Source organism: Streptomyces sp. NPDC059895, assembly GCF_042731035.1.
In the GTDB taxonomy this organism is placed as follows: domain Bacteria; phylum Actinomycetota; class Actinomycetes; order Streptomycetales; family Streptomycetaceae; genus Streptomyces.
In genome coordinates this window covers 35,035-54,627 of record NZ_JBHWKO010000046.1, presented here as the reverse complement: position 1 = coordinate 54,627, position 19,593 = coordinate 35,035, and the positions used below count along the sequence as shown (strand labels likewise).

The following is a 19,593-nucleotide window of genomic DNA, read 5'->3' as shown; positions in this document are numbered from 1 at the left end:
GCACGTCCTAGCGTGCTCGGCACGGACATCGTGGTGTGCGCGCTCGCCGCGCGGCGCCCTCCGGTCCGGCGCGGCCCCGGGCGCACCGGGACGCCGCGTCGTACGAGCCGTGAACGCCGTGCGAGCGGTGCGAGCCGTGCGCATCGTGCGAGCCGTTCGCGCCCTCCGCGCCCTCCACGCTGTTCGCGCGGGGCGCGTGCGCCCTTGCACCGCCCGGCCTTCGATCGTCCGGACCTTGAACCGATGGGACCGCTTGCACCGCTTGCACCGATGGAACCGCTTGAACCGCTTGACCGCTGACGACGCGCTGACGATGGGGAGTGAACGGTGGCTGATCACCAGGTGGAGGAGTGGCGGCATGCCCTGACGGGTCTGGAGCCGCTGGAGCTGCCGGCGGACCGGCGGCCCGTGGGCGGCGGCTCCGCCGCTGCGGACCGGGTGCCTTTCGCGCTCCCGGCGCGGACCGCCGAGGCGCTGGCCGCGCTGGCGCGCGAGCACGGCACCGAGTTGTCGACGGCGCTGCTGGCGGTGTTCCACGTGCTGCTCACGCGGTACGGCGGCCGGGGCGACGTCCCGGTCGTCGTGCCCGGGGCGGACGGCGGGACTGCCTCGGTGGTACGCGCCGGGGACGACGCCCTGGGCTTCGCGGCGCTGCTCGCGCGGGTGACGGACGCGCTGTCCCGGGCGCGGGAGCACGGCGCGGTGCCGTTCGCGGAGCTGTCCGCGGCGGCGGACGGCGCCCTGGACGGCGCCCCCTGGTTCGCGTCGCGCGCGGCGGGCGCGGAGGCCGCCGTCTTCGCCCCGCGGGCGCAGGTCACCCTGGAGATCGTCGTCGGCGACGGCGTGCCGCGCGGCGTGCTCGGTTACCGGAGCGACCTGTTCGACCGGGCCACCGCCGAGCGGATGGCCGGACACTTCCTGGTGCTGGCCGCGGCCGTCGCGCGGTCGCCGCACGACGCGGTCGGCGCGCTCGGCATGCTCACCGGCGCGGAGCGACGGCGGATCCTCACCGAGTGGAGCGGGCCGCGCGCCGCGTTCCCCGACACCGCCACCGTGCACGCGCTGGTGGCCGACCGCGCCGCACAGCGGCCGGACGCGATCGCCCTGGAGCACGGCGAACGGCGGCTCACCTACCGCGAGCTCGACGAGCGGGCCGGCCGGCTGGCCCGCCACCTCCAGGAGCGGGGCATCGGCCCCGGCACCCTCGTCGCGGTCTGCCTCGACCACGGCACCGACCTGGTGTGCGCCCTGCTGGGCGTGCTCAAGTCGGGTGCCGCGTACGTGCCGCTGGACCCGGCGTACCCGGCCGAGCGGCTGCGGTACATGGTCGAGGACAGCGCCGCGCCCGTGGTGATCACCCAGACGGCGTACGAGGGTCTGTTCGCCTCGGGTCCCGCCGGTCTGTTCGCCTCGGGTCCCGCGGTGCTGGCGGTCGACCGGGAGTGGCCGGCCGGGGACGGCGCGGCCCCGGTGGCCGCCGGCGGTCCGCTGGACCTGGCGTACGTCATCTACACCTCCGGTTCCACGGGCCGCCCCAAGGGTGTACGGGTCGCGCACCGGGGTGTCGTCAACTATCTCCACTGGTGCGACCGCAATTACCCGCCGGCGCCGGGCGCCGGGATCGGCTCGCTGCTGTGCTCGTCGGCGGCGTTCGACCTGACCGTCACCGCCCTGTTCCTGCCCCTGGTGCAGGGGCTGCGACTGGTGGTGCCCACACCGCGGCCGGGGCAGACGGTGTTCGACGCGGCGGTCGAGACGGTGGCGAGCGGTGTGCCGGTCAGCTTCCTCAAGGCGACGCCCTCGCACCTGGAACTGCTGGTCACCCGGCTGGAACAGGAGGGCCTGCGGCACGGTGTCACCACCGTGGTGGCCGGCGGCGAGGATCTGGCGCCGGCGCTGGCGCACCGGGTGCTGACGAGCGGCACGGACGCGACGGTGATCGTCAACGAGTACGGGCCGACCGAGGCGACCGTCGGCAACGTCGTCAGCAGGACTGGGGCGGTGGATCCGGCGGCGGACCACGTGCCGATGGGCCGCGCGATCGACAACACCGAGGTGTACGTGGTCGGCGCGCACGGGCAGGCGCAGCCGGTGGGGGTGCCGGGCGAGCTGCTGATCGGCGGGGTGAACCTGGCCCTCGGCTATCTCGGCCGTCCGGACCTGACCGCGGAGCGGTTCGTGCCGCATCCGTTCTCCGCGGAGCCGGGTGCCCGGGTGTACCGCACCGGGGACCTGGTGAAGTGGCTGCCCGACGGGCGTCTGGTCTACCTGGGCCGGATCGACGACCAGGTGAAGCTGCGCGGGCACCGGGTGGAGCTGGGCGAGATCGAGAACGCGCTGCTGGCGCTCCCGGGTGTCGCGGCGGCCACCGCGGTGGTCCGCGAGGACGTTCCGGGCGACAAGCGCCTGGTGGCCTATGTGGTGCCCGCCGAGGGCGTGGCCGCCCCGGCCGCCGCGGAGCTGCGCGCGGCGCTGGGGCGCGACCTGCCGGACCACATGGTGCCGGTGCGTTACGTGCCGTTGGAGCGGCTGCCGCTGACGCCGAACGGCAAGGTGGACCGGCGGGCGCTGCCCGCGCCGGAGAGCCACCGGCCGGAGGTGTCCGCCGCCTACGCGGCGCCCCGTACGGGGACGGAGCGGGCCGTGGCCGCGATCTGGTCGGAGCTGCTGGGGGTCGACGGGGTCGGCGCCGACGACGACTTCTTCGAGCTGGGCGGCCACTCGCTGCTGGCGGCCCGGGTCGCCTCCCGGCTGCGGGCCGCCCTCGGGGTCGACGTGCCGTACCGAACGCTGTTCGGCGCGCGGACGCCCGCGCTGCTGGCCGCGGCCGTCGACGCGCTGGGTCCGGGCGCGGCGGCGCCGGTGCCCCGGGCGGACCGGTCGGCGGGCGCGCCGCCCCTGTCGTTCGCTCAGCAACGGCTGTGGTTCCTCGACCAGTTGGCGCCCGGCCGCGCGGAGTACGTCATCGCGTTCGGGCTGCGGGTCGAGGGGCCCTTCGCGCCGGATGCGTTCGCCCGCGCGCTGAGCGGGCTGGTGGCCCGGCACGAGATCCTGCGGACGCGGTTCGTGGCGGACGCCGCGGGCCGCCCGGTCCAGGTCGTCGACGCGCCGGGGGACGTCACCGTGGCCGTGCACGACGCGCGGCACGCCGGCGAGGCGCAGGCGCGCCGCCTCCTGGAGGAGGCCGCGGGCCGGCCCTTCGACCTCGCCGTCGGGCCCCTGCTGCGGGCGGTGGCGGTGCGGGTGGCCGACGAGGGCTGGCGTGTGCTGGTCGCGGTCCACCACATCGTGTCCGACGGCTGGTCGGAGGGTGTGTTCGCCAGGGAGCTGCGCGAGTTGTACGGGGCGGCCGTCGAGGAGCGGGAGGCCGCTCTCGCTCCGCCGGCGCTGCAGTACGCGGATTTCGCGGTGTGGCAGCGCGCGGCCTGGGACGGTCCGGCGCTGGACGGGCAGTTGGGGTACTGGCGCGACCGGCTCGCCGGGCTTCAGCCGCTGGAGCTGCCGGCCGACCGCCGCAGGCCCGCCGAGCGGTCCGGGCGGGGGGACACGGTGGCCTTCACGGTCCCCGCCGGCCCGGTGGACGCGCTGCGGCGGATGTCGGCCGGGCACGGGGCGAGTCTGTTCATGTCGCTGCTCGCCGTGTTCCAGCTGCTGATGTCCAAGTACAGCGGCCAGGACGACATCGCGGTCGGCACCCCCATCGCCGGCCGCAACCGCGCCGAGACCGAGGACCTGATCGGCTTCTTCGTCAACACCCTGGTCCTGCGCACCGACCTGTCCGGCGACCCGTCCTTCACCGAACTCCTCACCCGCGTCAAGGACACCGCCCTCGGCGCCTACGACCACCAGGACCTCCCCTTCGAACGCCTCGTCGAGGAACTCGCCCCCGACCGCGACCTGTCCGCCAGCCCGCTGTTCCAGACGATGTTCGTCCTCCAGAACACGCCCGACGACCACGCCTGGAGCCTGCCGGGGCTGACGGTGGAGCCGTTCGCGGTGCGCGCGGAGGAGGCCAAGTTCGACCTGACGCTGTTCCTCACCGAGCGGCGCGACGGCGCGCTGGAGGGCAACCTGGTCTTCGCCACCGATCTGTTCGACCGCGCCACCGCGCGGCGGCTGGCCGGCCACTTCGGGACGCTGCTGGAGGCGGTGGCCTCCGGCGGGGACGAGCGGCTGTCCGGCCTGGACGTCCTGACCGCCGCCGAGCGGCGGCGGCTCCTCACCGAGTGGAGCGGCACGGACGCGGCGACCGCCGACGAGGACGCCACCACCGTGCACCGGCTGGTCGAGGAGCGCGCCGCCCTGCAACCGCACGAACCGGCGGTGCTCTCGGACACCGGTGACCTCACCTACCGGGAGCTCGACGAGCGGGCCAACCGGCTCGCCCACCACCTGCGCTCGCTCGGCGCGGCGCCGGGCGGGGTGGTCGCCGTGTGCCTGGCCCGCGGCCCCGAGCAGATCACCGCGCTGCTCGCGGTCCTCAAGTCCGGCGCCGCCTACGTACCGCTCGACCCGGAGCACCCGGCCGACCGGCTCGCCTACCTGCTCGCCGACAGCGGGGCGGCGCTGGTCGTCACCGACGGCACCCACGCGCCGCGTCTGCCGGAGACGGCCGGCCGGTTCCTGACCGACCGGGACTGGCCGCTGCTCGCGGACCTGCCCGCCCACGCCCCGCGGCCCGCGGCCGGGCCGGACGACCTGGCCTACGTGATCTACACCAGCGGCTCCACCGGGCGCCCCAAGGGCGTCCAGATCGAGCACCGCAGCCTGGTCAACCTGGTGCGGTGGACGACGGAGAGCTTCGGGCAGGCGCCCGGACGGCGCGTCGCCCTGCTCGCCGGGGTCGGTTTCGACGCCGCCGCGTGGGAGCTGTGGCCCGCGCTGACCGCCGGCGCCACACTGTGCGTGCCGGACGACACGGTACGGCTCACCCCCCGTCTGCTCCAGCGCTGGCTGGCCGGGCAGCGGATCACGGGCACCTTCCTGTCGACGCCGCTCCTGGAGGCCCTGGCGTCGGCGGACTGGAGCGAACCCACGTCGCTGGAGTACGTACTGACCGGCGGCGACCATCTGCGGCTGCCGGCCGGGCTGCGGCTGCCCTTCCGCGTCGTGAACAACTACGGCCCGACCGAGTCGACCGTGGTCGCGACCTCCGCCGAGGTCGTCCCCGGGGTGCCCGTGCCGCCCATCGGCCGGCCCGTGCGCAACACCACCGTGCACGTCGTCGACCGCCACGACCGGCCGGTCCCGGTCGGGGTGCCCGGTGAACTCCTGGTCGGCGGAGCCGGGTTGTCGCGCGGCTACCTGGGGCGGCCCGAGCAGACCGCGCAGCGGTTCGTCGTCCTCGACCTGGACGGCACGCCCCGGCGCGTGTACCGGACGGGCGACCGGGTGCGCTGGCTGCCGGACGGGCAGCTGGAGTTCCTGGGCCGGCTCGACGACCAGGTCAAGGTGCGCGGGCACCGCATCGAGCCCGGCGAGATCGAGGCGGCGCTGCTGGCCCGCGCCGACGTCGCCGCCGCCACCGTGGTCGTCCGGGAGGACGTGCCGGGCGACAAGCGCCTGGTCGCCTACGTCGTGGCCGCGCAGGGCGGTGACCTGCCCGCCGAACGGCTGCGCGCCGGGCTCCGCCGTGAGCTGCCCGACTACATGGTGCCCGCCGCCTTCGTCGCGCTGGAGCGGCTGCCGCTGACCCCCAACGGGAAGGTGGACCGCCGGGCACTGCCCGCGCCGCAGCCGCGTGAGGCCGGCGGGGACGCCGTCGCGCCGCGCACCCCGGCCGAACGGGCGGTGGCCGCCGCCTGGTCCGAGGTGCTGGGCGCCGAGGTCACCGACGTGGGGGACAACTTCTTCGAGCTGGGCGGGCATTCGCTGCTCGCCACCCAGGTGACCTCGCGGCTGCGGGACGCGCTGGGCGTGGAGGTCCCGGTGCGCGCGCTGTTCGCCTCACCCACCGTGGCCGCGCTGGCTGCCGCCGTCGAGGAGCTGGACACCGGTGCGGCCGACCGGATCGCCCCGGTGGCGCGTACCGGCGCGCCGCTGCCGCTGAGCTTCGCGCAGCAGCGGCTGTGGTTCCTCGACCAGCTGGAGCCGGGCCGGGCCGAGTACGTCGTCCCGTTCGCGCTGCGCGTGACCGGTGCGCTGGACACCGCGGCGCTGGACGCGGCGCTGTCGGGCGTGGTGGCCCGGCACGAGATCCTGCGGACCCGGTTCGTCGCCGGGGAGGGCGGCGAGCCGGGGCAGCTGGTCGACCCGCCGGCGCCGGTGCGTGCCGTCGCGCACGATCTGCGGCACCTCGCCGACGGGGAGGAGCGGGAGCGGGCGGCGCGGCTGTTCGCCGAGACGGAGGCGGGACGTCCGTTCGACCTAGCGGCGGGCCCGCTGCTGCGTGCCCGTCTGGTGCGGATGACCGACGAGGACGCGCGTCTGCTGCTGATGGTGCATCACATCGCGTGCGACGGCTGGTCGGAGGGTGTGCTGGCGCGGGAGCTGCGCGAGGGGTACCGGGCCGCGGCGGCGGGAGGCACGGCGCGGCTGCCGGAACTCCCGGTGCAGTACGCGGACTTCTCCGTGTGGCAGCGGGAGCGGCTCGTCGGGGAAGTGTTGCAGGGCCAGTTGGACTACTGGCGCGACCGGCTCACCGGGCTTCAGCCGCTGGAGCTGCCGACCGACCGCCACCGCCCGGCGGGTCGGCCCGGCGGCGGTGACACGGTCCCGTTCGAGGTGTCCGCGGAGGTGGCGGCGAGGCTGCGTGCCACGGCCGCGGACGGGGGCGCCAGCCTGTTCATGGTGCTGGTGGCGGTCTTCCAGGTGCTGCTGGCCAAGTACAGCCGGCAGGACGACATCGCGGTCGGCACCCCCATCGCCGGCCGCAACCGCGCCGAGACCGAGGACCTGATCGGCTTCTTCGTCAACACCCTGGTCCTGCGCACCGACCTGTCCGGCGACCCGTCCTTCACCGAACTCCTCACCCGCGTCAAGGACACCGCCCTCGGCGCCTACGACCACCAGGACCTCCCCTTCGAACGCCTCGTCGAGGAACTCGCCCCCGACCGCGACCTCTCCCGCAACCCCCTCTTCCAGACCCTGTTCGTCCTCCAGAACACGCCCGACGGCCACGCCTGGAGCCTGCCGGGCCTGGCCGTGGAGCCGTTCACGGTGGCCGTCGGCGAGGCCAAGTTCGACCTGAGCCTGATCATGTCGGAGGCCCCGGACGGGGGCCTGCGGGGCACCCTGGAGTACCGCACGGACCTCTTCGAGCGGGACACCGTCGCCCGGCTGGCCGGACACCTGGGAAGCCTGCTGGCCTCGGTCGGCGACGGTCCCGGGGCCCGGCTGTCGGAGCTGTGCCTGCTGACCGAGGCGGAGCACCGGCAGATCGTGGGCGAGTGGAACGCGACGTCCGCGGTCTTCCCGCGGGACGCCACGCTGCACGGGCTGTTCGAGGCGCGTGCCGCCGAGCGGCCGGACGCGGTCGCCGTGGACGGCCCGCAGGGCACGCTGACCTACGGCGAGCTCAACGAGCGGGCCAACCGGATCGCCCACCACCTGCGCGGGCGGTACGGGGTGCGTCCCGACCTGCCGGTCGCCGTCTGCCTGGAGCGCGGCCCCGACCTCGTGACGGCCGAGCTGGGCGCCCTCAAGGCGGGCGCGCCGTACGTGCCGCTGGACCCGGAGTACCCGGTGGACCGGCTCGCGTACATGGTGCGCGACACCGCCACCCCGGTCGTCCTCACCGACTCGGCCCACGCGGGCCGGCTGCCCGGCGACGTCCCGGTGCTGCTGCTCGACCGGGATGGGGAGCTGCTGGCCGGGGAACCCGCCACCGACCCGGAGCCGGCCGCCGCCGCACACCACCTCGCGTATCTGATCTACACCAGCGGCTCGACCGGGCGCCCCAAGGGCGTGCAGGTGGAACACCGCAGTCTGGTCAACCTGATCCACTGGACCACGGGCCGGTACGGTCTCGAACCCGGGCAGCGGCTGGCACTGCTCGCCGGCGTCGGCTTCGACGCCGCCGCCTGGGAGCTGTGGCTCGGTCTGACCCGGGGCGCGACCTGCTGCACCACCACCGAGACGGTGCGGCTCACCCCGCATCTGCTGCGGGACTGGCTGAACGAGCGGGAGATCCACGCCACGTTCCTGTCCACGCCGATGCTGGAGTCGCTCTCGGCGCTCCCGTGGGACGAGGACAGCAGCCTCGACTACGTGCTGACGGGCGGCGACCGGCTGCGGATGCCGCCGCGTGCCAGGCTGCCGTTCCGCGTGGTCAACAACTACGGGCCCACCGAGACCACCGTCATCATCACCTCCACCGTGGTCGAACCCGGGGACACCGTCCCGCCGATCGGCCGGATCATCGACAACACGCGGGCGTTCGTCGTCGACCAGCACGACCGGCCGGTGCCGGTCGGGGTGCCCGGCGAGCTCCTCGTCGGCGGTGTGCAGGTGGCCCGCGGCTACCTGGGCCTGCCGGAGCTGACCGGGGAACGGTTCGTGCCGTTCGAGGCCGGCGGCACGACCGAGCGGGTCTACCGCACCGGCGACCTCGTCAGGTGGCGCGCCGACGGGCAGCTGGAGTTCGTGCGGCGCATCGACAACCAGGTCAAGATCCGCGGAAACCGCGTCGAGCTGGGGGAGATCGAGGCCAACCTGCTCACGCACGGCGGTGTCGGCGAGGTCAGTGCCGTGGTCCGCGAGGACGTGCCCGGCGACAAGCGTCTGGTGGCCTACGTGGTGCCGTCGGGCACAACCGCCCCGACCACCACGGAACTCCACGCACACCTGGGCCGCTGCCTGCCGGACTACATGATCCCCGCCGCGTTCGTGTCCCTGGACCGGCTGCCGCTGACGGCCAACGGCAAGGTGGACCGGGCCGCGCTGCCGGTCCCCGACACCCGGCGGCCCGACCTCGGGTCGGCGTACACCGCGCCGCGCAACGCGGTCGAGCGGACGATCACCTCCGTGTGGAGCGACCTGCTGGGCGTGGAGACCATCGGTGTCCACGACAACTTCTTCCAGCTGGGCGGGCATTCGCTGCTCGCCACCCAGGTCGCCTCGCGGCTGCGCAAGGCACTGCGCGTGGACGTCCCGGTGCGGACCGTCTTCGACGCACCCACCCCGGCGGAGCTGGCCGCGAGCATCGCGGACCTGATGATGTCGGCGATCACGGCGCAGTTCGCACCCGCGGGATGAGACGGCGGGACGCCCGGCCGGGGGGATCCGGCCGGGCGCCCGCACGCCCCGTCGGGGAGACCCGACCCGGCGCCCGCGTGCCCCGGCCAGGGAGACCCGACCGGGCGCCCGCGTGCCCCGGTCGGGGAGATCCCGCCGGGCGCCCGCACGCCCCGGCCAGGGAGACCCGACCCGGCGCCCGCACGCCCCGCGCCGTACGCGGAATCCACCGCGCCGTGCACGCGACCGGCCCCCGGGGCCGGGAAGACCCGGTCAGGCGTCCACGCGCTCAGCGCCATACCCAGAACCTGCCCCGCCGCACACACGACCGGCCCCCGCCCGGCGTTCCCGGACGGGGGCGGCGTGCGACGGGGTCAGACCATGTCCTCGGCGCGGATGCCTCCCTGGGCGATGGCCAGGGCGCCCAGCTGGAACCGGCTGTGCGCGCCGAACCGGTCGGTGAGCCTCTCGGAGAGCCGGCGCACGGTGCGCAGGGAGACGTCCATGCGGCGGGCGGCGGCGGCGTCGGTGAGGCCCTGTGCCCACAGCCGGAGCACGTGCTGTTCCTGGAGCGAGAGCTTGCCGCCGGTCCTGGGCCGTGCCTCGGCCAGCGGAAGGCCCTCCTTCCACAGCCGGGCGAACAGGGCGGCGAAGGCCTCGGTGACCGACTCGACACCGCACACCATCGCGCCCACGACGGAACGGGCGTTGCAGACGGGCACCACGGCCTGCCGGCGGTCGCACAGGACCATCCACACCGGGAGGGACGGCAGCGTGCGGACCGCGCCGACGGCTTCGCCCTTCCACCGCAGGTAGTCCATGGTCCCGGGGTCGTTGCGGACGCTCTCCAGCACGATGGTGCGGGCGCGGGGAGCGCGCCGCAGCAGGATCTCGTCCACCGGTCGCATCGCCTCGGCGACGGACGCGCCCAGCCGCTCCGTCGGCCCGACCGTCAGCCACTCCTGCGCGCATCCCCCGGCCAGTTCGGCGATACGCTGCCACACGGCGTCCGGGCCGGACAGCCATTCCACGCCGGGCACGCTCTCGCGGCTGCCGCGGCCGTGCTGCGACAGCAGCCGGGTCACCTCCAGCCGGCTGTCCTCGACCTGGAGCCGGTGGCGGGCCAGTTCGGCCTGCTGCCGGGCGAGTATCGCCGCGAGCCCGACCTCCGGGTCGACCGGGACCCAGCCCGTGGCGCTGTCGCCCGGTACGACGAGCATCATGCGGGACAGGCGCTCGAGTCCCTCCCGGACGGTGTCGTCGGTCTCGTCCAGTTGCCGCGCCAGCTCCGCCACCTCTGCCCCGGGCCGGGCGACCACGGCGAGATAGACGCTCCGCGCGACGGCGTCGATACCCAGAGAGGTCCGCATCTCCTGCACTCCTGTCGTCTCGTCCTACGGCACCTGCGGCCCACGGATCCGATCGGACGGCGCGCCGTGGGGCGCGGCGGCCCCGCGGCCGCCGTCCCGGCTGATCCACCGGCCGGACACCAGTAGACGGGAAGGGGCCCGCGGGGCGAATGCGTGCCGTTCACCCAAGTTCCCGCGCGGTACCCGGCGGTACCCGGCGGTACGACGGTGGACGGGCGACGGGCAGGTGCCGGGCGGTCGGCCGCTCCGGGCGCGCATCGACGGCGGCCACCAGTGCTTCGCGGGGGCACGGCGGCCGCCGGTGACGCCGTGCCCGTCACGGCCGGTGTGCGGGGGGCGCGCGGGGCGGCGGGGCTCCGTGCTCCGGTTCCGCCTGTTCCGCGGTTCCGCGGTTCCCCCGGTTCCGGGGCGACAGGCTCGTTCGGCCGTGGCTGCCGCCCGGTCACCACTGCGCCCGGGCACCACTGCCGCCCGGTCGCTCCCGCGCCGGGCTTCCCGCCGTACGGTGACGGCGTACGGTGACGGCGTACCCAGCGGCCGCGGCACCGGGCGGCTTCCGCTGCTCCGACGCCGGCCGCGCGGGGCGCCCGCCCGGTGTCGCACCGCCCCGACGACCCAGGGCTCCCACGAGCCGAAATCCCTGCCCCGGCCGGGGGCTTCACCCCGCGCGGCGGCCGGTGAGCCGCCGCCCGTCCCCCCTGTCGCGGCCGGACACCGACCGTGGGATGGGGGCCCGCCGGAGAATATGGGGGACGGTTCCCCATGCGGGGGCCGCGGGGGGTCGGCGAAGTTCTTCCCGTGACTCAACCAGCCGCCCTTCCGACTCCCCGGAGCGCCCACCTGCCGCACGCCTGGTGGGCCCCGGCGCTCTCCCTCGCCGAGCGCGTCGCCGCACCGGGACGCCCCCTGACGACGTCCGTGACCGTCGCGACCGGCCGCGCCCCCTGGGCCGCCGGGGACACGGCCGGCTTCGCGGCGCGGCTGGACCACCTCGGTCTCGACGAGCGCACGCTGCACGCCCTCGCCGACGAACCGGCGGACCGTCTCGCCGAACGCACCGGCACCCCGCACTGGGCCGCCTACGTCGAGCGGGCGTTGAGGTCGGCGCGGGAGAACCCGGCCGGACCGGCCCCGGCGTCCGACGAGCTGACGGGCCCCGCCGTCTTCGCCCCCGTCGTACGACCGCTGGTGGTGCCCGCGTCGAAGGCGCTGGAGCGCCTCCTCGGGCCGCTGCCCGCGGTCGAACGGCAGGTTGTCCGGGCCGCGTTCGACCAGTGGCTGGAGAGCGCGCTGGCCCGGCAGGCGGCCCGCACGCTCGTCCGTGAACTCGACGCGGCGCGCCGCGCCGGACACCTCGCCGGGGCCGGCCCGCGCGAGCGGTTCGCCTCGTTCGTCGCCGCGACGGGGGGCTCCGCCGGACTGCGCGGCCTGTTCACCGCCTACCCGGTGCTGGCCAGAATGCTGGGCCAGACCGCGCTGGACGCGACGGAGGCCGTGGGCGAACTGGGCCTGCGGCTGGCCGCCGACCGCGGCGAACTCGTCTCCTTCCTCCTCGACGGACGCGACCCCGGCCCCCTGGCCCGGATCGAGCTGGGCCGCGGCGACGCGCACCAGGGCGGCCGGTCGGTGGCGGTGCTGGGCTTCACCGACGGATCACGGGTGGTCTACAAGCCCCGTCCGCTGGAGCAGCACGCGCTCCTCGACGGACTGGCGGACTGGCTCGCGGAACGGGTGCCCGGACTGGACCTGCGGACCCCTCGGACGGTGCGGCGCGAGGACCACGGCTGGCTGGAGTTCGTCGAGCACCGCTGGTGCCGCTCGGTGACCGAGGCCGACGGCTTCTACCGCCGCCAGGGGGCGCTGCTCGCCCTGCTGTACGCGGTGGACGGCGCGGACATGCACTACGAGAACGTGATCGCCAGCGGCGGCCAGCCCGTCCTGGTGGACGCCGAGACGCTGCTGCACACGGGACTCCCCCACGCCACCACGGCGGGCGCGGACCCGGCGGCGGACGCCCTCCAGGCGTCGGTGCACCGGACGTGCCTGCTGCCCCACCTGCTCATCGGCGAGCACGGCGCGCTGGACATCTCCGCGCTGGGCCGCTGCGAGGAGGGCACGTACCCGAGCGAGGGGCTGCGCTGGGAGGACTCAGGCCTGGACACCATGCGGGTCGTGCGTGGTCCGGTCGTCAGCCCGGCGGCGCAGAACCAGCCGCTGCCGCGCGGCGGCCGCCTGGAGAGCGCCGACCATCGCGCGGCGCTCCTCGACGGCTTCCGTACCGCCTACGCGGCGATCGCCGCGCACGGCGCCGAACTGGTCGGCGAGGACGGGCCGCTGGCCGGTCGGGCCGACAGCCCGGCACGCCTGATCGTCCGCTCCACGCGGCTGTACTCCACGTTGCTGGAGGAGTCCACCCACCCGGCGCTGCTCGGCGACGCGCTGGCCCGGGACGCGGTGTTCGCCGTGCTGTGGACCGAGTCGGCGCACGACCCGGCGCGCCGGCGGCTCGTCGAGCACGAGACCGCCGACCTGTGGCGCGGCGACGTGCCGCTGTTCGTCCACCGGCCGTCCGGCACGGGGGTCCGGGCGGCCGACGGGACGTGGCTGCCCGACCTGCTGCCCGTGGCGAGTCTGGCCGCGGTGCGCGAGAAGGTCGGGCGGATGAACGAGGTCGACTGCCACGACCAGGAGTGGATCGTCTCGGCCGCACTCGCCGCCCGTGGGGCGGGCGCCGCGAACGGCCGGCCCCGGTCCGAGCTGGTGCCCGCACCGGCACCGGCCGTGATGTCCGAGCCGTCCCGGCTGCTCGCGGCGGCCTGCGGGATCGCCGACGAGATCGCCGCCCGTGCGGTGCGCTCCGGGGGCCGGGCCAACTGGCTCGGTCTGGAACGTCTGCCCGGCGGACACTGGTCGGTCCTCCCGATGGGCGCCGGGCTGGCCCAGGGCTACACCGGGGTGGCGCTCTTCCTGGCCCAGGCCGGACTGCTGGCGGGGGCGCAGCGGTACACGACCCTCGCCCGCGAGGCGGTGCGCCCGCTGCCAGGCCTGCTGAGGAACCTGGCCGCCGATCCCGAGCTGTGCGCGGCGGTCGGTCCCGGCGCGTACGACGGACTGGGCGGCATCCTCTACTCCCTGGTGCGCCTGTCCACGGTGCTGGAGCCGGAGCTGGCGGAGTCGCTGCCGGACGCGCTCACCGCACTGGAGCACGCCGTCGCGCAGGGCACGGAACCGGGACTCGCGAGCGGCGCCGCCGGGGGGCTGGCCGCCGCGGTGGCGGCCTACGACGCCTACGGCTCGCCGCGCGCCCTGGAACTGGCCGACGCCGTGGCGGACGCCCTGGCCGCGGCGGCCGGGAACGGCGCCGGCCCGGCCGGGTTCGCCGACGGGGACGCCGGTGTGGGCTGGGCACTGCGGCTGCACGCGGCGCACCGGCCCGGTGACGGGCACGCCGCGACGGCGGACCGGCTGCTGACCGGTGCGCTCGACGCGGCGCTCGCCGAACCGGCCGACCTGTCGTGGCTCTCGGGCCTGCCGGGCGTCGCGGCAGCCGCCGCGCACGTGCCGGGGGCGGGCGCGGGCGACCGGACGGCAGGCTCCCGGACCGCCCCGGTCGCCGCACGGCTGGCCGGGCGGCGCGACGCCGGCGACCTGAGCCTCGGCCACGGCGCCCTCGGCGCGCTGGAGGCGCTGTCGGTGCTCGCCGAACGGGGCGACGCGACGGCGTCGGGGGCATTGGCCCGCCGAACCGGTCAGGTCCTCGGGACCGTCGAGGCGCAGGGCCACCACTGCGCCACCCCGGACCGCGTGCCCACCCCCGGGCTGCTGACGGGCCTGGCGGGCATCGGCTACGGCCTGCTGCGGCTCGGATTCCCCGCCCTCGTGCCGTCCGCGCTCCTGCTGCGGCATCCCTGTACCGGCCGGCTGCCCGGCCACTGACCGCTCACCGCGCCCGCCCGCTCGCCCCCTCACCCCGCTCGCCCGCCCGCTCGCCCGCTCCTCACAACCTTCCCGCATCCCCGCATCCCCGCATCCCCGCTTTCCCGCTGCTCCCCCGCCTTCACCCTCCACACAGAGACAAGGGGCTCACCGCCATGAACCAGCACTTCTCGCACGCCTCGACCGTCCCCGCCGCCGCCGACTCCAGGGACTCCGTGACGAGCGCGACCGACGAGCGGGACGCGGCCGGCGGCATCACCCTGTCGGGCCGCAACCGCGCCTGCGCACGGGCCCGCGTCCTGGCCGGGATGGTCCTCACCAGCGGAATCGTCATCACGCTGAGCACGATCGACACCTCGGTCTCCGCCCCCCAGTGACCTGAGCCCGCGTCCGTCGTAAGGCGGGGGTGCCCGGCCGTCCGGTGGCCGGGCACCCCCGCGTTTCACGCCGTCGCCGGATACGGGATCAGGACGACCTGCCACGGTTCCAGATATTCCTATTATGCTTTTAGTTCATGCGTCTCCATGCGCCTTCACTCGTCGGCCGGGACTCCCAACTGGGCTTCCTGGAGCGGATGTTGACCGATGCCCGACAGGGACGCGGCGGTGTCGTCTTCCTGGTGGGCGAGGCCGGGGTCGGCAAGTCCCGGCTGGCCGCCGAAGCCGTCGGAACCGCCCTGGGGGGCGGCATGCGAGTGCTGCGCGGCCGGAGCAGCACCACCGGCCCGGCCGTGCCGTTCCGGCCGCTGACCGAGGCGCTCATGTCGCTGTTCCGCAGCGGTGAACCGCTGAACGAGCTGGAACTGGGACCCTACCGTCCCGTCCTGGGGCGCCTCATCCCCGACTGGAACACCGGGGACAGCGACCGCAGTTCCATGGTGATCCTCGGCGAGGCCGTACTGCGCCTGCTCATCGCCACCGACCACGGCCACGGCCGGCTCCTGCTCCTGGAGGACCTGCACGACGCCGACCCCGAGACGCTCGGCGTCCTGGAATACCTGGTCGACAACCTGGAGTACACGCCGGTGCTGCTGGTGGCGACGGTCCGCACCGACTTCAGCGACGCCCTGGACCTGGCGCAGTCCGCCCGGCGCCGGGGCGCCGCCTCGGTCGTGGAACTGCCGCCGCTGAACCGCCCCCAGGTGCACGAGCTGATCGCGGCGCAGCTGGGCACCACCGCCGACCAGGTTCCGCGGCCGGTCCTGGAGCGGCTGTGGGAGGACAGCGTCGGCAGCCCCTATCTGGTCGAGGAGTTGCTCCAGTCGATGATCGGCGCCGGCACCCTGGTGCAGGGGCCGGACGGCTGGCGCACGGTGGGCGAGCCCCGCAGCGACGTCTCCTCCACGCTGGCCCGCGGCATCCTGCGCCGCATCGACCGGCTGGGCGTGGAGGGGCTGACCCTGCTGTCGGCGGCGGCGGTGCTGGGCCGGCGGTTCCCGCTGACCGTGCTCCAGCGGATGACCGGCGTCGACGACCGGGCGCTGCTCAGTCATCTGCACGCGGGTGTCGCCGCCCGCCTCGTGATATCCGACGAGCCCGCACCCGACTGGTACTCGTTCCGGCACTCGACCACCGTGGAGGCGCTGTTCACCCAGCTGACGCCCGGTCAGCGGTCGGATCTGGCGCGGCGGGGCGCCGAGGCGGTCCAGGAGCTGCATCCGCGGCTCCCGGGAGAGTGGTGCGCACTGGTCGCGAAGCTGCGCTCCGAGGCGGGTGACCACGCGGCGGCCGGACGGCTGTTCGCCGAGGCCGGCCGCCGGGCGCTGGCGGCCGGCGCGCTCGGCTCCGCGGTGACGCTGCTCAGCCGGGCCGAGAACCTGCTGGCCCTCGGCACCGACCCGCAGGAACGGGCCGAGGCCCTGGAACACCTGCTTCCGGCGCTCGCCGAGTCCGGCGACTTCGACCGCGCCTTCGACCTGGCCGAGCATCTGCACGCCCTCGACAGCGCGGGACTGAGCCCGTCGCGCCTCGCGGTCCTGCACACCCGGCTGGCCAAGGTGGCGCACATGGCGGGACGCTGGAGCGACGGGAACCAGCAGATCGAGCGGGCCCGCGAGGTGCTCGGGGCGGCGCGGGACGAAGCCACCACCGCCCTGGTCGACGTCACCGCCGCCTATCTCGCTCTCGACACCCCCGGCACCGACCGCACCCAGCACGCGGAGAAACTGGCGCGCTCCGCCGCGGACGCGGCCGAACGCCACGGGCTGCCCGCGGTCGCCTGCCAGGCCTGGGAGCTGCTGGCGACGCTGGCCCGCGAACGCGATCCCGACGAGTCGCAGGCCATGCTCGAACAGGCCCTGTCGACGGCGGAACGCCACCGGCTGCCGCTGCGCCGGATGTACGCGGCCACCCGTATCGGCGGCAACGAATGGCTGGCGGAGGGCGACACCACGGGGCTGCTGGCCGCCCGTGCGGAGGCGCTGCGGCTGGGCTCGGTCAGCATCGTGCACACCGTGGACGGCATCCTCGTCCTCGACGCGGTACTGCGCGGCGCGTACGACGCGGCGCGCGAGGCCGCCGCGGAGACCCTGGCCGTGGTGCGCCGGCTCCGGCTCGCGCCCGCCGTGCGGTACGTGCTCATGGCGCTGGCGACGCTGGAGGCGCATCTCGGCGACCGGCGGGCGATGGAGACCGCGCTGGAGGCGTTCGCCGAGTGGGAGGGCGCCGGCTCCCAGGAGGAGCCCCTCACCCTGGGCATGGCCCGCGCCTTCTGCGCCCTCATGGAGGAGGACCGCGACCTCGCCCGCGCGGAGCTGCGGGCGCTGACCGCGCTGGAGAAGGACAATCCCAGCACCTACCACCTCGGCGGCACCCACGGGGTGGGGCTGCTCCTCGACGTGCTGTCCGGCTCCGTGTCCCGGGCCCGGTACGAGGAGGTGGCCGCCACCGCGGCCGGTCAGATGCGGTGGAACCGCCAGTTCGTCACCCTGGCCGGCGCCGTCCTGCTGGGGCGCGAGGGTCAGGGCGCACGGGCCACCGAGGAGGCCGAGGCGGCCCTGCGGGAAGCCGCCTGCCATCCGGCCGCTCTGCATCTGGGCCTGCGGCTGGTCTCGGACGCGGCGCACGAGGACGGCTGGGGCGAGCCGGTGGCCTGGCTGCGCCGCGCGGAGCACTACTTCCACGAGCAGGACGTGCCCGCCGTCACGAACGCCTGCCGGGCCGCCCTGCGCCGGCTGGGCGCTCCCGTGCACCAGCACCGCAGCGGGACGAGCGGCATCCCCGAGGATCTGCGCGCCCTGGGCGTCACCGTCCGGGAGTTCGACGTGTTCCGGCTGCTCGCCGAGCGGCTGAGCAACAAGGACATCGCGGACCGTCTGTTCATCTCGCCCCGGACGGCGGAGAAGCACATCGCGAGCCTGATGACCAAGACCGGGGCCGCCAACCGCGCGGAGCTGAGCGCGCGCTCGACCGCGCTCCCGCAGTCGCTGCGCGAGCCCTGACGGGCACGGCCGGCCTTCCGGCTCGATGACGCGCGCCACAAGGCCGGCCCCGCGGCCTGCAACGCGGCCCTGGCCCGGCCGAATGACAACGACCGGGCAGCCGAGGCCGAACACCGCCGCCTGATCAGCGTGTCTGCCGGCAAGGCGGCCCGGCACACGACATGGGTGGCCCGCACCTACGTCGCCGCGCTCACCGGCGCCGGCGCCGGCCAAGCCGTCCGCTCGATCAACGCGCACGGACTGCGGGACATGGTCGCCCAGCGCCCGGGCCCGTGTCCGCTCGGGTGTCCATCAGCAGTGGATGCGCAGACGGACGATCACGATGTCCGGTGCCAGATCGTCCAGGTATGTGTTAGCGAAGTCCAGACAAGTCATCCCGGACTGGGTAACGGCCGTGACGTAGATCCACGTTCCGTCCAGGGTGAGCAGGTGGTCCGTGGGGACTGCCCACTCGGGCTGTCTCTGCCGGTACGGAGTCCGGCTGACGCGACAGGAGTCAAGACGCGCGGCCAACTGCGCGGCGCGGGTGCGCATGCCCTGGAAGTCGAGGAGACCGCGCGGGCCTCCGTCGCACTGTCCACGTGCCCAGTGGCGGTTCTCCCCACGGGCGTCCCGCAGCGCTCGGACGAGACGGGGGTCGCCTTCGTGGCCGGGCAGTACATCGAACTCCTCACCCGGCCGCCCAAGCCACCACTGGTCCCATTCGCCTTGGTAGGGCTCGTGGTCGCCGTTGAGGTCGAAGGGGGCCATGGCCTCCTCGATCGCGGCTTGCAGGTACTGGTGGGCGTCCGGCGGCAGGCAGACTGTGATCATCTCGTGCGCCATGGACACCCCCTCCTCCGCTCAATGGAACCGCATGCCGGCACGGAAAGCGTCAGCCTGGCGCGCCGGTTTCCGCGCCTGCGCCTCCCCGGCTGCTGCTGAACGACGACTCCTTCGCAACCTGCCGCCTGACCACCACACATGTCATCCGCGACGACAACGGCGTCGCCCTTCAGCTCGACAGGACACCCCGTCGCGCGTCAGGCAATCCACGCCTCGCCGTGTCGATGCCGGTCCAACCCCACGGATGAGAACTCGTCCGCGCCGGCGCTTGCCACTACGCCCAACCGCCGCAGTGCTTGGGAGATGGGACTACCGGCGGGCGAGAACGACTGGCCCTCTTCGATGTGGAGCGGTCCCAGCACGACAGTGCCACCGTTCCACACGGCAGCCCGCTGCTCGCCCACGCCGCCGAAGTACTCAGCCTCCACGTAGGCCACCGGCCCACCGGCTGACCATGCAGCGAGGGTGTCCTCGAATCCGACCGGCAAGCGCCAGAACCCCAACGCGCCCGCACCGCTGCCGTCCGCAACGGAATCGAACAGGGCGTCTGTCATCGGCATCAGCGACAGGCCCTGTCCGATCGACGCCAACCGAGCGGCAGGCAGGTCCCGCGCCGCACTGGACAGCACCTCTCCTCCAGCGATCACCGCTTGCAGGTCGTAACTCATCTCCAACGTCCTCTCCGGATCGGAGGCCTCGTCTTGTCGCACACGGCGAAGCGGAACCCGCGAGGTATCCGCCCAGGCCCATCACACCCCCAGCGGTTCTCCCCGGAGCACCGTCCAAGCACCCGAACCCGCTGATTTCGGAGTACGACCGGCAGGCCTGTCCTGAATACCTGGTCACCCG

7 protein-coding genes are annotated in these 19,593 nt (G+C 74.9%); 4 read left to right on the top strand and 3 right to left on the bottom strand.

Annotated features, from left to right (window positions below; all coding sequences use genetic code 11):
• Window positions 1-327 precede the first annotated feature (327 nt).
• Window positions 328-9,195: an amino acid adenylation domain-containing protein gene (locus ACFV9M_RS34475; protein WP_385076318.1), complete on the top strand. Its 8,868-nt coding sequence runs from the start codon at window positions 328-330 to the stop codon at window positions 9,193-9,195.
• Between the two features lie 353 nt (window positions 9,196-9,548).
• On the opposite strand, the gene ACFV9M_RS34470 is transcribed toward ACFV9M_RS34475, so the two are convergent.
• Window positions 9,549-10,544 carry a LuxR C-terminal-related transcriptional regulator gene (locus tag ACFV9M_RS34470; protein WP_385076320.1) on the bottom strand — a complete coding sequence of 332 codons (996 nt, stop codon included), beginning with the start codon at window positions 10,542-10,544 and terminating at the stop codon, window positions 9,549-9,551.
• 798 nt (window positions 10,545-11,342) lie between these two features.
• Between ACFV9M_RS34470 and ACFV9M_RS34465 the strand changes: the two genes are divergently transcribed.
• The 3 genes from ACFV9M_RS34465 (at window position 11,343) to ACFV9M_RS34455 (ending at window position 17,919) form a co-directional block, all read left to right on the top strand.
• Window positions 11,343-14,480 (top strand): type 2 lanthipeptide synthetase LanM family protein, encoded by a 3,138-nt coding sequence (locus ACFV9M_RS34465; RefSeq protein ID WP_385076322.1) that lies wholly within the window; start codon window positions 11,343-11,345, stop codon window positions 14,478-14,480.
• Window positions 14,481-14,635: 155 nt separating this feature from the next.
• Window positions 14,636-14,857: a hypothetical protein gene (locus tag ACFV9M_RS34460; RefSeq protein ID WP_385076323.1), complete on the top strand. Its 222-nt coding sequence runs from the start codon at window positions 14,636-14,638 to the stop codon at window positions 14,855-14,857.
• Between the two features lie 137 nt (window positions 14,858-14,994).
• Entirely contained in the window at window positions 14,995-17,919 is a 2,925-nt protein-coding gene (locus tag ACFV9M_RS34455; RefSeq protein WP_385076326.1) for an AAA family ATPase, read from the top strand.
• 291 nt (window positions 17,920-18,210) lie between these two features.
• On the opposite strand, the gene ACFV9M_RS34450 is transcribed toward ACFV9M_RS34455, so the two are convergent.
• Both ACFV9M_RS34450 and ACFV9M_RS34445 read right to left on the bottom strand, forming a co-directional pair.
• Window positions 18,211-18,744, bottom strand: a complete 534-nt coding sequence (locus ACFV9M_RS34450; protein WP_385076329.1) for a hypothetical protein — start codon at window positions 18,742-18,744, stop codon at window positions 18,211-18,213.
• Between the two features lie 197 nt (window positions 18,745-18,941).
• Window positions 18,942-19,412, bottom strand: coding sequence for a hypothetical protein (locus ACFV9M_RS34445; RefSeq protein ID WP_385076331.1), 471 nt, complete (start codon window positions 19,410-19,412; stop codon window positions 18,942-18,944).
• Window positions 19,413-19,593: the final 181 nt, after the last annotated feature.